Annotated in this window: 10 protein-coding genes; 3 read left to right on the top strand and 7 right to left on the bottom strand. The window is 70.5% G+C overall.

Going from position 1 to position 12,059, the window contains the following annotated elements:
* The 5 genes from D7V88_RS13670 to D7V88_RS13650 all read right to left on the bottom strand — a co-directional run.
* Positions 1-4,537: polyketide synthase (locus tag D7V88_RS13670; protein ID WP_147448720.1), on the bottom strand; the 4,537-nt coding region annotated here is incomplete at its 3' end.
* Positions 4,538-4,702: 165 nt separating this feature from the next.
* Positions 4,703-5,581: an alpha/beta hydrolase gene (locus tag D7V88_RS13665; protein WP_120541075.1), complete on the bottom strand. Its 879-nt coding sequence runs from the start codon at positions 5,579-5,581 to the stop codon at positions 4,703-4,705.
* Complete coding sequence (locus D7V88_RS13660) at positions 5,578-7,335, bottom strand: DUF885 domain-containing protein (RefSeq protein ID WP_120541074.1); 1,758 nt, start codon at positions 7,333-7,335, stop codon at positions 5,578-5,580. Before D7V88_RS13660 ends, D7V88_RS13665 begins: the two co-directional genes overlap by 4 nt.
* Positions 7,336-7,374: 39 nt before the next feature.
* Positions 7,375-7,962 carry an NYN domain-containing protein gene (locus tag D7V88_RS13655; RefSeq protein ID WP_120541073.1) on the bottom strand — a complete coding sequence of 196 codons (588 nt, stop codon included), beginning with the start codon at positions 7,960-7,962 and terminating at the stop codon, positions 7,375-7,377.
* A 42-nt stretch (positions 7,963-8,004) separates the two neighbouring features.
* A complete protein-coding gene (locus D7V88_RS13650; protein ID WP_120541072.1) occupies positions 8,005-8,889 on the bottom strand; it encodes a LysR family transcriptional regulator in 885 nt (294 codons plus the stop codon).
* Between the two features lie 106 nt (positions 8,890-8,995).
* Here D7V88_RS13650 and D7V88_RS13645 point away from each other — a divergent pair, with 106 nt between their 5' ends.
* Positions 8,996-9,922, top strand: coding sequence for an MBL fold metallo-hydrolase (locus D7V88_RS13645; protein ID WP_120541071.1), 927 nt, complete (start codon positions 8,996-8,998; stop codon positions 9,920-9,922).
* Between the two features lie 3 nt (positions 9,923-9,925).
* On the opposite strand, the gene D7V88_RS13640 is transcribed toward D7V88_RS13645, so the two are convergent.
* On the bottom strand, positions 9,926-10,906 hold the full coding sequence (locus D7V88_RS13640; RefSeq protein WP_244238130.1) for a GlxA family transcriptional regulator: 981 nt from the start codon (positions 10,904-10,906) through the stop codon (positions 9,926-9,928).
* A 134-nt stretch (positions 10,907-11,040) separates the two neighbouring features.
* On the opposite strand from D7V88_RS13640, the gene D7V88_RS13635 reads away from it, so the two are divergent.
* Together D7V88_RS13635 and D7V88_RS13630 are read left to right on the top strand one after the other, a co-directional pair.
* Entirely contained in the window at positions 11,041-11,409 is a 369-nt protein-coding gene (locus tag D7V88_RS13635; protein WP_120541079.1) for a hypothetical protein, read from the top strand.
* A complete protein-coding gene (locus D7V88_RS13630) occupies positions 11,406-11,705 on the top strand; it encodes a DUF3817 domain-containing protein (protein WP_120541069.1) in 300 nt (99 codons plus the stop codon). Before D7V88_RS13635 ends, D7V88_RS13630 begins: the two co-directional genes overlap by 4 nt.
* A 6-nt stretch (positions 11,706-11,711) precedes the next feature.
* On the opposite strand, the gene D7V88_RS13625 is transcribed toward D7V88_RS13630, so the two are convergent.
* Positions 11,712-11,939, bottom strand: coding sequence for a hypothetical protein (locus D7V88_RS13625; protein ID WP_120541068.1), 228 nt, complete (start codon positions 11,937-11,939; stop codon positions 11,712-11,714).
* Positions 11,940-12,059 lie beyond the last annotated feature (120 nt).

The raw sequence follows: 12,059 nt of genomic DNA, 5'->3' as shown, positions 1-12,059 counted from the left end.
GTGTGGGGGCGGGCACGGGGGCCCGCTCGAGTTCGATCCAGTGGCGCTGCCGCTGGAAAGGATAGGTGGGAAGGGTGACGCGCTGGCGCTGCTCGTCGGCATGGAACGCCGACCAGTCCAGGGGAACGCCCCGGCGCCAGAGTTGGCCCGCGGCATTCAAGAGGGCGCTCCAGTCGGCTGTGTCGCCGCTGGACTCGCCCAGGGAGGTGAACACCCGGGCGCGCTGTTCGGTGGTGGCCTGCTGCCGCGCCAGCGTGGCGAGCGTCACGCGCGGGCCCACCTCTAGCATCAGGTGATCGCCCTTCTCCCAGAGCGTGCGCAGCGCGGGCGCGAAGCGGACCGTGTCGCGCAGGTGCCGCGCCCAGTAGTCGGGGGACGTCGCCTCGGCGGGCGTGAGCCACGTGCCCGTCGCGGTGGAGACGATGGGGATGCGCGGCTCCGACAGGCGCATGCCCTTCACCGTTTCGAGGAAGGGCGCCACCGCGGCGTCCATCATCGGCGAGTGGAACGCGTGCGACGTCTGGAGCAGCCGGCTGGCCGCGCCTTCCGCTTCCAGCGTGGCCTGGAGCCGCAGCACCGCGTCCGTGGGACCGGAGACGACGCACAGGCGCGGACCGTTGTCCGACGCGATGGCCATCCCATCCGTCAGTCGGGGCGCCACCGCTTCGGCGGACAGGCGCACCGACAGCATGCTGCCCGGCGCCTGCGCCTGCATGAGCTGGCCGCGCCTGGCGACCAGGTGCAGCGCGTCCTCCAGCGTGAACACACCCGCGAGGCACGCGGCGACGAACTCGCCCACGCTGTGACCCACGAGCGCGGCCGGACGCACGCCCCAGCTCCACCACAACTGAGCGAGCGCGTACTCCACGGTGAAGAGGGCCGCCTGCGCGAACGACGTCTGGCGCAGCGCCTCGGCGGCTTCGGGGGACTCCGGGTCCTTCGGGAAGAGCACCTCGCGCAGGTCGCGCCCGAGCAGCGGCTTCAGCACCTCCGCGCACGCGTCCACCGTGGCGCGGAAGGCGGGCGCGTGGCGGTACAGCCCGTGTGCCATGTCCGGATGCTGCGAACCCTGGCCAGGGAAGAGGAACGCGAGGGGAGGGGTGGACTCCAGCGCGGTGGCCTCCGCCCCTGCCGCCGTCAGCGCCTTCACGGCCTCTTCCGCGCTGCCCGCCACCACGGCCTTGCGGAACGGGAACGCGCGCCGGCCGGTGGAGAGCGTGTGCGCCACGTCCGCGAGCGGAAGCTCCGGGTTCGCCTGGAGGTGCGCGGCCAGTCGCTGCGCCGCCTGCGTCACGGCCGCGGGCGTCTTCGCCGAAAGCAGGAGCACCTGGACGGGCTTCGACGGGCCGGAGTCAGGCCGCGCGGGAGCCTCCTCCACCACGACGTGCGCGTTGGTGCCGCCCACGCCGAATGAGCTGACGCCCGCGCGCAGGGGCTCCGTGCCTTCGGGCCACGCGGAGCGCTTCGTCTGGACGAAGAAGGGGCTCTTGCCGAAGTCGATCTTCGGGTTGGGCGTCTGGAAGTGCAGCGTCGGCGGCAGCTCGCGGTGCTTCAGCGCGAGCACCGTCTTGAGCAGGCCCGCCACGCCCGCCGCGGCGGTGAGGTGGCCGAAGTTGCTCTTCACCGAACCAATGGCGCAGAAGCCGGTGTCGGCGGTGTGCGCGCGGAAGGCCTGCGACAGCGCCTCCACTTCGATGGGGTCGCCCAGCGGCGTCGCGGTGCCGTGCGCCTCCACGTAGCGGATGGTGCGAGGATCCACGCCCGCGTTCGCATGCGCCGTCGCGATGACGGTGGCCTGTCCCTCCACGCCCGGCGCCGCGAAGCTCATCTTCGCCGCGCCGTCGTTGTTGACGGCCACGCCGCGCAGCACCGCGTGGATGACGTCGCCGTCCGCCTGCGCGTCCGACAGGCGCTTGAGCACCACCGCGCCCACGCCGTCGCTGAAGAGCGTTCCGGTGGCGCTCGCGTCGAAGGGCCGGCAGTGCCCGTCCTGGGAGAGCATGCCGCCCTCCTGGTACAGGTGGCCGGACAACTGCGGCACCGTCACCGCCGCGCCGCCCGCCAGCGCCACGTCGCACTGGTGCGTCTGCAAGGCCCAGAACGCCTGCGCCACCGCGACGAGCGACGTGGAGCACGCGGTGTTGAGTGACAGGGCGGGCCCGCGCAGGTCCAGCTTGTGCGCGACGCGCGTGGCCACGTAGTCCTTCTCGTTGGCCACCATCGCCTGGAAGGCGCCCACCCGGCCCACGATGTCCTGCCGGGGCTGGACGTGCAGCGGCTGGTAGCTGTTGTTGTGCGTGCCCGCGAAGACGCCGATGAGGCCCGGGTACGTCTCCGGCACGCAGCCGGCGGACTCCAGCGCGGACCAGGCCGTCTCAAGGAAGAGGCGCTGCTGCGGATCCATCACCTGCGCCTCCTTCGGCATGATGCCGAAGAAGCCCGCGTCGAACAGCTCCACGCCCTCCAGGATGCCGCGCGCGCGCACGTACTCGGGCGCGTCACGCTCCGCGGCGGTCACGGATGGGTCCACCTGCTCACGCGTGAAGGTCGTGACGGATTCCACCCCGCCGACGAGGTTCTTCCAGAACGTCTCCACGTCGGGAGCGCCCGGGAAGCGGCCCGCCATGCCGATGATGGCCACCGGCTCCGAAGCCCCCGTCCCACCCGCCGCCTGCTGACGCTTCGCCTGGCGCGCCTCCACCTGCTGCTTGAGCGAAGGCCGCGACGAATCCCCAGAGAGCACCGCCGCCAACTGCGCCACCGTGGGCGACTGGAAGAGCTGGACGATGGGGATCTCCAGCCCGTGCTCCTGCCGCAGCCGCGCCACGCACTGGAGCGCGAGCAGCGAGTTGCCGCCCAGCTCGAAGAAGCTGTCGTGGATGCCCACCCGGTCGATGCGCAAGAGCTGCGCCCACGACTCCGAAATCGTCCGTTCCAACGGCGAGCGGGGCGCGACATAGGCCTGCTGCAATTCCGGCCGCGTGGGCAGCGGGGCGGGCAGGGCCCTCCGGTCGATCTTCCCGCTGGGCGTCCGGGGCAGGGCCTCCAGCACGACGAACGCGGAGGGCACCATGTAGTCTGGCACCCGCGTGCCCAGGTGACGCCGGAGCGTCCCGGCCGCGTGCTCCAGCGTGCCGTCCGGGACGACGTACGCGACCAGCCGCTTGTCGCCGGGCACGTCCTCGCGCGCCACCACCGCGACCTGCTTCACCGCCGGGTGGCTGCCGAGCGCGACCTCAATCTCACCCAGCTCGATGCGGTAGCCACGCACCTTCACCTGACCGTCGATGCGGCCCAGGAACTCCACGTTGCCGTCGGGCAGTACGCGCGCCAGGTCGCCGGTGCGGTACGCGCGCTCGCCCGTTCCAGGGCGCAGCGGGTGCGCCACGAAGCGCTCCGCCGTCAGCGCCTTGCGGTGGAGGTAGCCGCGCGCCAGGCACACGCCCGCGAGGAACAGCTCACCGGACTCCCCGTGCGGCACGGGCCGCTTCTGCTCGTCCAGGACCACCAGCTCACAGCCGTCGATGGCCTTTCCGATGGGCGGCAGCGCGGGCCATGCATCCGGGGAGCCTCGGAGGACGTAACTGGAGACGACATGCGTCTCCGACGGGCCATAGTGGTTGTGCAGCGCGCAGCCCGGCAGCGCGGCGAAGAAGGCGCGCAGGTGGTGCGTCACCTGGAGCTGCTCGCCCGCGGTCACCACCTCGCGCAGGCACGCCGGCACCTTCTGGTGCGAGGTGGCGATCTCCGAGATGCTTTGCAGCGCGATGAAGGGCAGGAACAGCCGCTCCACGCGCTCGTCCGCCAGCAGCTTCAGCAGCAGCACCGCATCCAGCCGCAGCTCGTCCCGCACCAGCACCAGCGTGCCGCCCGAGCACCACGTGCCGAACAGCTCCTGGAACGACACGTCGAACGACAGGGGCGAGAACTGCAACGTGCGCGTGCCCGGACCGGCGATCGACTGGCCCAACTGCCACGTGATGAGGTTGCCGAGCGGCCCGTGCCCCATCGCCACGCCCTTGGGCGTGCCCGTGGAGCCGGAGGTGTAGATGGCGTACGCCAGCCCCTCCAGGCTCGAAGCGTCCACCGGGGAGGCCGGGGCCTCCGGGGCGAAGAGGGCAGGGGATTCATCCAGGCACAGCACCGGCCCGGCGAAGGCGGGCAGCCCCGCGCGCAGCTTCGCCTGGGTCAGCAGCACCGGCGCCTTGGCGTCCTCCAACATGAATGACAGACGCGGAGCGGGATAGGCGGGATCGAGCGGAAGGTACGCGCCGCCGGCCTTGAGCACGGCCAGCACCGCCACGACCATCTCCACCGAGCGCTCCAGGCACACGCCGACGAGCACGTCCGTCTTCACGCCCAGGCCCTGGAGGTGGTGGGCCAGTTGGTTGGAGCGGCGATCCAGGGCCCCGTACGTCAGCCCCACGCCCTCGAAGCGGACCGCCTCGGCCTCGGGGGTGCGCGCCGCCTGCGCCGTGAAGCGCCCCACCACTGTCTGCCTGACCGCTTCATCCACGGACATATCCCCCAGGGCCATCCCGACTTTCTGTTTCTGAGCGTTCGAAGTGAAGAGGATGGGAAAGACAGGCCAAGCCGGTCCCCAAGCATGCCATGTCTGTACAAGAATCAACGGTCCCAGACCGATTCCTTGCGGGCAGGCGAGCCCTGGACCGCCCCGGTGCCGTTCCCCGGCCGTACGTATTCAGAGAAAGCGCGAAAAGAACCCGAGCACGCGGCGGGGGTACTCCTCGGGAGAAGCCAGGAGGTAGTCCCCGTGGCCCGTGCCCGGCACCCGCCACTTCTCCCAGGGGCCGCGGCCCTGACCCAGCAGGTTGTCCAGGGCGGCGTCGGGCACCCAGGGATCCTCGGTGCCGGCCACCAGGAGGACGGGGCGGCCTGACAGCGCGGCCATGTCCCGGGCGGGTTGCACGGCGTTCACGTCCACGCCCGCGCGCTTCATCACGGTCAGCGCCGGCCACAGGCCCAGGGGTCCCCAGTGTCCCAGCTCGTCCTGGAGCGCCTGCGCGGGGGCGACGGCCGCGGCCTCCACCACCACGGCCTTCAGGCGCGGGTCACCCGCCGCCGCCTTCAGCACCGAATAGCCTCCCAGGGAGAACCCGAGCGCGCCGACGCGCCGGGCGTCCACCTCCGGTTGGCGCACCGCGAAATCCACAGCCGCCATCACCTGGCCCGCCTCGCGGTCGCCGTAGGTGGACACAGTCCCCGCGCTCTCTCCGTGGGCTCCCAGGTCGAAGAGCACCAGCCCGTACCCGGCCTGGGCGAGGAAGCGGGCTTCGGGCAGCAGTTGCGTGCGGTTGCCCGACAGGCCGTGGACCAGGATGACGAGCGCTCCATTCCGGGGCGGCAGGTACCAGCCCTTGAGCAGGAGCCCGTCGCGGTCCTGGAACGACACGTCGCGCAGGCCGGCGAAGGCCCCTTCCGCTGGGGGCCGCTCCACCGGTTGGCGGGGCGGGTACACCTCCGACGCGATGTAGCGTGCGCTGCGCACCGCGACCCAGGCCGCCAGCGCCAGCAGGGCCACGCCGCCCAGCACCAGCCCGGTGGCGAGCACGCGCTTCATGCCGCGCCCCGGGCCTCGTGTTCCATCCAGGCGTCCAGCTTCGCCTCCAGCACGTCCAGGGGCAGCGAGCCGGTCAGCAGCACCTGATCATGGAACGCCTTCACGTCGAAGCGCGAGCCCAGCGTGGCCTCCGCCTTCGTGCGCAGGGCGCTGATCCGCAACTGGCCGACCTTGTACGCCAGCGCCTGTCCCGGCCAGGCGATGTAGCGGTCCACCTCGTTGGTGACGTCCAGCTCCTGGCGCGGGGCGTTCTCCATGAAGAAGTCCAGGGCCTGGCGCCGCGTCCATTGCTTCGCGTGCAGGCCGGTGTCCACCACCAGCCGCACCGCGCGCCACATCTCGAAGGCGAGCTGGCCGAACTTGTCGTGCGGGTCGTCGTACAGGCCCAGCTCGTCGCCCAGGGACTCGCAGTACAGCGCCCAGCCCTCGTCGAAGGCGACGTAGGACGTGAAGCGGCGGAACTCCGGAAGCTGCGTCTGTTCGGAGGCCAGGGCGATCTGGAAGTGGTGGCCGGGCACGGCTTCGTGCAGCGTCAGGGGCACCATCTCCCAGATGGGCCGCGTCTCCGGCCGGTAGAGGTTCACCTGGAAGGTGCCCGGGCGCGAACCGTCCGCGGCGGCGGGGAAGTAGAACCCTGTCGTCACGTCCGGGGCCATGGCCTCCGGCACGGGTTCGACGACGTAGGGCTTCTTCGGCATCGTCCGGAACAGCCGCTCCAGCAGCGGATCAATGCGCCTGGCCAGGGCCTGGTAGCGCGCGAGCAGCGCTTCGCCCGTGGGCTCGTAGAAGCGAGTCTGCGTGCGCAGCGCTTCGAAGAACTCCTGGAGCGTGCCGGTGAAGCCCGTGCGCGCCATCACCTGGAGCATCTCCGAGCGCAGCCGCTGGACCTCTTCCAGGCCCACCGCGTGGATCTCCTCGGGGGACAGGCGCGTCGTCGTGTGGCGGCGCGCGAGGACCGAATACAGCGCCTCACCATCCGGGAACTGCCACACGCCCACGGTCTCCGGGGCGGCGGGCAGGTACTCCGTCAGGAGGAAGTCCCGGGTGCGCCGGAGCGCGGGCACCACCGTGTCCAGGATGGCATCGCGGCCCGCCTGCGCCAGCCGTCGCGCGTCCGCTTCCGGCACGTCCTTCGGGATGCGGGTGAAGGGGCCGTAGAAGCCGCTCTGGGTGGGGTCGGAGACGAGCTGCCGCTCCAACTGCGGCGGGATGCGCTGGAGCACGATGCGCGGGTGGATGCGGTGCTGGCGCAGGCCCTCGCGCATCAGCGCCACCACCTGATCCGCGTAGGTGCCGAAGCGCTCCAGCCGCTTCACCCAGTCCTCGTAGTCCTGCACCGTCTCGAAGCGCAGGGTGTCCGCGAGCTGGTACGCCGTCTGGAGGCCCGGCGGCTGCTTGAGCCCCTCCGGCAGGCCGCCCATCTGGTTGAGGGGCAGCAGGTGCCACTTCACCCCGTACTCCTCCAGCCACGTCTCGTGCATCCGGCGGAAGAGGTCCAGGTGCAGCCGGTCCGCGTCGTCGTCCAGGGCGTCGCGGTCCACGCGGGCGAGCTTCGCCAGCACGTCGTGGCTGTGACGGTGATCCGCCTCCAGCCCCGCGAGGCTCAGGTCATCCCACCGGTCGTTCCACCGGCGGTCCCCCAACAGCGAGGCATAGGTGGGGTACTGCTGGAGCGAGTACTGCCACTCCGCGTCCAGCAGGGCATGCAGCGCGGCGGAGGCGCCGCCGCGCTGGGAGGTGGATTCGGGAGGCATGGACGGACTCCGGAAGGGGAGCGCTGCGACGGACCACGACTACACGAACATCGACGGATCGAACTCGTCCACGTTGACCGGCAGGATGCGCGGCAGGGGACGCTGGAAGACCTTGGCGTTGAGCTCCAGGTCCACGATCTTGAGTCCATTGGGCACCAGCTCGCGGAAGCGCTGGCTCACGTACTCGCGCAGACCCAGCACGGCCACCTGGCGCTTCTCCTCCAGGAGCGGCTTGAGCGCCTCCGCGAAGTCCGCGCCGTCGTGGCTGGCGAGTCCCACCGCCGCGCCGGGGCGCTGGGTGCGGATGTTCTCCAGCAGCTTCAGGATGCCCAGGTCCACGACCTTCTGATCCGGCCGTCCGTGCAGCAGCGCGACCTCGCAGCCCGCGGACTTCAGGGCGCGCACGAAGCCGATCATCGCGTCCGGGAGTTGCTCCCCGCGCGCGTTGAGCACCACCACGCATCGCACCGGCTTGGGAAAATATGTTTCACAGAAGCCGATGAGCCGGTCGAACTGCACCCGATCCTGCGGTTCGGGTTTGCGGCCCACGATGTTGGAGACGGCCCAGTCGACGTTCTCGGCGTCGATGAGCACGTAGGAGGCGGCGGCGGGACGTACGGGTTGCATGGCGGTGACAATACGCGCCCCGCTGGCGATTGGGGGGCTTCTTCAACGCGCGCGGATCCGCTGGAACTCCGCAAGCAACAATTCCGACACCCTGCGCACACGTGGAATATCCAAGGCGGACTTCGCGCACACCAGGTGTGTCTGGCTCCGGGAGAAGGGCCCCAGGTCCAGGTCCAGCGGCACGAGGTTCGTCGGGCGTTGGAAGCGGTGCGCCATGCGTCCCAGCACCATCGCGCCCAGCCCGGCCTCGGCCGCGGCGACCAGCAGCAGGTAGTTGTCCGCGGTGAAGGCGGGGGTGAAGCCGGGGATGAGCGACTCCAACTGGGGATTGGGCGGCACCGTGTCGAACGGGGGCGCCCAGGCCACCCAGGGCAATTGTTGGAGCGTCACCTTCTTCGGCAGTCGGGCCTTGAGCGCCTTGGAGACGAAGACGCCGTTGGTGACCTCCAGCGTGTCCACGAGCTTGAGGTCCGGGCTGGTGGGAGGCCGGCTGCGCAGCGCGAGGTCCGCCTCGCCGCGCGCCAGGTCCAGGTACTGCACCTGCGACTGCACCTCCAGCCGGAGGCCCGGGTGCTTCTGGTCGACGAACGCGGCGAAGGGGGCCAGGAAGTCGAAGCCCAGGTAGGGCGTGCTCGTCACCCGCACGAGGCCCCGGGGCGAGCTGTCCGAGGACTCCACCGCGCGTTGTAGCTCGCCGGCCCACTCCGCCATCTTCTTCGCGGGCGGCACCAGCCGTTCGCCCGCCGCCGTCAGCGCCGCGCCGTCCACACCCCGGCGGAACAGCGCCGCGCCCACCGCGTACTCCAGCGCGGCCAGCCGGCGGCTCACCGTGGGCTGGCCGATGCGCAGCCGTCGCGCGGCGCCGCTGATGCTGCCCGTCTCCGCGATGGCGAGGAACAGCCGGGCGTCGTCCCAGGAGATATCCATGAATGGATGGCATCATGCCGATTTCGTGGATTCCCATCCATGAGCGCATCCTCCATGGTGCGGTCCGTATCGAACGCCCGGGTTCATCCCGGAAGGAGTTTCCTCCATGAAGTCCACGCTGCTCGCAGTCTGCCTCGCGGTGGTCGGCACCGGTTGCGCCACGTCCTCCCACGACTTCAAGAAGTCCGCGTTGGGGGTGACGAAGCCCGCGTCCGCGCTGCTCGCGGAGCTGGACGCGCCGGGGCCGGTGGAGCTGGAGACCGTCACGTCCTGCGACTGGGCGGTGGAGCGCGGCGGTCTCATCAACCTGGACCACCCCACGGCGAAGGCGGCGCAACTGAAGGATGACGATGAGCCCGTCCAGGTCTTCTTCCATGCGCTGCGGCACCCGACGCAAGGCTTGTACATCGTGGACACCGGCGTGGAGACGGCGCTGAGGGACGCGCCGGACCGGTCCGCGATGCGTGGCATCGTGCTGAGCGCGATGAACATGGAGAAGATGAAGGTGCTGATGCCGCTGGGCGAGTGGCTGGCGAAGCAGCCGAAGCCGGTGGCGGGCGTCTTCCTCACGCACCTGCATCCGGACCACATCACCGGCATGGCGGATGTCCCGGCGGGGACGCCTGTCTTCACGGGTCCGGGAGAGGCCTCCAAGCGCACCTTCGTGAACCTGTTCGCGCAGGGCGCCGTCAACCGCGCGCTGGAGGGCAAGCCGGCGCTGTCGGAGTGGAACTACACCGCGGATACCCGGGGCATCTTCGAGGGCGCGGTGGACATCTTCGGCGACGGATCCGTCTGGGCGCTCTGGGTGCCGGGGCACACGCCGGGGAGCACCGCGTATCTGGTGCGCTCGACGAAGGGGCCGGTGCTGCTGCTGGGGGACGCCAGCCACACGCGCTGGGGCTGGGAGCACGACGTGGAGCCGGGCACCTTCACCCAGGATGGGCCGCGCAGCGTGGAGAGCTTCCGCAAGCTGCGCGCGTTCGTCGCGGCGCACCCCGGGGTGGAGGTGCGCTTCGGCCACCAGCACTGAGCTTCAGTGTGAGGCGCCCGCGCCGCCGCCTCGGAATGCGCGGCGGTAGGCCAGGGGGCTGGTGGTGACGAAGCGCTGGAAGTGTTCACGGAAGGCCGTAGGGGAGCCGAAGCCCACCTTTTCCGAGACCGCTTCCACGGACTGGCTGGTGGTCTCCAGCAGGTGCTGGGCGCGGCGCACGCGGGCCCGGAGCAGCCACTGGAGGGGCGTGGTGCCGGTCTGTTCCCGGAAGCGGCGGCTCAGGGTGCGCTCGCTCATCGCGGCCTTGCGCGCGAGCGAGGGTAGGGTGAGGGGCTTGTGGAGGTGGTCCTCCATCCACCGCAGCAGGGGTTGCAGGGACGCGCCCTCCGGGGTGGGAGGCGCGTGGGTGATGAACTGGGATTGGCCGCCGTCGCGCTCCAGGGGCATCACGGAGTGCCGGGCCGCGTCCGCCGCCACCGCGGAGCCGTAGTCGCGCCGCACCAGGTGCAGGCACAGGTCGAGTCCCGCGGCGGCCCCCGCGGAGGTCAGGAGTTGGCCGTTGTCGACATAGAGGACGTTCGGGTCCACCTGGATGTCCGGGTGGCGCCGGGACAGCTCCTCCGTTGCCAGCCAGTGGGTCGTCGCGCGGAGTCCATCGAGCAGCCCCGTCGCGGCGAGCAGGAATGCCCCCGAACAGATGGAAGCGATGCGCGTGCCCCGGCCGGCCGCCGCGCGGACCGCGCTCACCAGCCGGGGAGGCACTGGCACGGAGACGTCCGCGATGCCGGGCAGGATGACGGTGTCCGCCCGGGCCAGCTCCGCCAGTCCATAGCGGGTCTTCATCTGGAAGGGGCCCGCGTTGACTTCGGGGGTCACCCCGCAGACGCGGATCTGGTAGCCGGCGGCGCCGCCGGGAAGTCGGACGCGGCCGAACACCTCACACGGTGTCGAGAGATCGAACGACACCACTCCATCCAGCGCGACGATGGCGACGACGTGCATGGCGAGAAGATGCCAGTCCACGGGGTTCCCGCCAAGCGGGTGCCCCTGGCGGGAAGTCGTTGAAGATTGGCGTTTCCGCCACTCACGGCGCTGGAAGGGCGCATGTCATACGGGGCTTCGTGGCGATGGACGCCATCGGGTCCCCGAGGTCGTGGGTGCTGCTCTACCGCTTGCTGCTCCTGCTCAAGTTCACTGGCGTGGTGCTCTACGGAGGAGGGCTCGTCGGGGCGCTGGTGGCCACGAGCTCCGTCGACCGCAAGCGCGCGGTGCATGCCATCGCGTCGCCGGGGTTGTTGGTGACGTGGACGGCGGGCTACTTCCTCACGCTCCAGCTCAACCTGGCGCTGACGGAGCCGTGGATCTTGGGCGGGCTGTCGCTGTCGTTCGTGTCGCAGCTCGCGCTGGTGGCCATGGCGACGCGAGAGCGCCGCACGGTGGCGGGGGCGTTGATGGCCGCCGTTCCGTTCTTCTTCGTGCTGGTGCTGATGATCTTCCGGCCGCGCTGGCCCGGGGTGGACACATGAATGCGCTGCGGCAGTTGCGGCTCATCGCCTTCCTGGAGGGGATGTCCTTCCTGGGATTGCTCTTCGTGGCGATGCCGGTGAAGCACCTGCTCGGACAGCCGCTGGTGGTGCGCATCGCCGGCAGCGTGCACGGGCTCTTGTTCCTGCTCTTCGTGTCGTCGCTGTTCCGTGCGGCCTCGGAGCACGGGTGGCCCGCGCGCCGTTCGCTTGCGGCGTTCGGCGCGTCGCTGGTGCCGTTCGGGAACTTCGTGCTGGACCGCGTGCTCAAGCGTGAGGAGGAGGGGCAGGTGGGCTGAGCGGGGTCAGTCCCGCTTGAGCCCAAGGCTCATCGAGACCTGGCCCTTTCGTGCCTTCTGGACGGCGTGAAGCCAGTCGGCCCATGCCGCCGGGTCCACGGGCTCGCCGTTGTCCAGCAGCGACATACTGCCCAGGAACCCGCCCAGGTCGTCCGAACCTGTCTGTTGGTAGAGCATGCTCATGTATTCGTACATTGCCGCGTACGCCTCTTTGATCGTGAGTGTTTCTTCCATGACGACCTCAAGGTCTGGCCGGAGCGGACAGCCCCATCTGGGAGTTGTAGTCGCGTGCTACTTGGTTCAACCCACCGTTGATGATCTCTCGGCCCCTTACCTGCACCCAGAGTTGTGACC

This window comes from Corallococcus terminator (assembly GCF_003611635.1).
GTDB lineage: Bacteria > Myxococcota > Myxococcia > Myxococcales > Myxococcaceae > Corallococcus > Corallococcus terminator.
The sequence above is the reverse complement of the archived record's forward strand: the minus strand, read 5'-3'. Positions and strand labels throughout refer to the sequence as shown.

Excerpts from the sequence above, each read along its gene's own strand:
- D7V88_RS13665 (WP_120541075.1), bottom strand. The coding sequence starts at position 5,581 with ATGAAGCGCGTGCTCGCCACCGGGCTGGTGCTGGGCGGCGTGGCCCTG.
- D7V88_RS13660 (WP_120541074.1), bottom strand. The coding sequence starts at position 7,335 with ATGCCTCCCGAATCCACCTCCCAGCGCGGCGGCGCCTCCGCCGCGCTG.
- D7V88_RS13655 (WP_120541073.1), bottom strand. The coding sequence starts at position 7,962 with ATGCAACCCGTACGTCCCGCCGCCGCCTCCTACGTGCTCATCGACGCC.
- D7V88_RS13650 (WP_120541072.1), bottom strand. The coding sequence starts at position 8,889 with ATGGATATCTCCTGGGACGACGCCCGGCTGTTCCTCGCCATCGCGGAG.
- D7V88_RS13645 (WP_120541071.1), top strand. The coding sequence starts at position 8,996 with ATGAAGTCCACGCTGCTCGCAGTCTGCCTCGCGGTGGTCGGCACCGGT.
- D7V88_RS13630 (WP_120541069.1), top strand. The coding sequence starts at position 11,406 with ATGAATGCGCTGCGGCAGTTGCGGCTCATCGCCTTCCTGGAGGGGATG.
- D7V88_RS13625 (WP_120541068.1), bottom strand. The coding sequence starts at position 11,939 with ATGGAAGAAACACTCACGATCAAAGAGGCGTACGCGGCAATGTACGAA.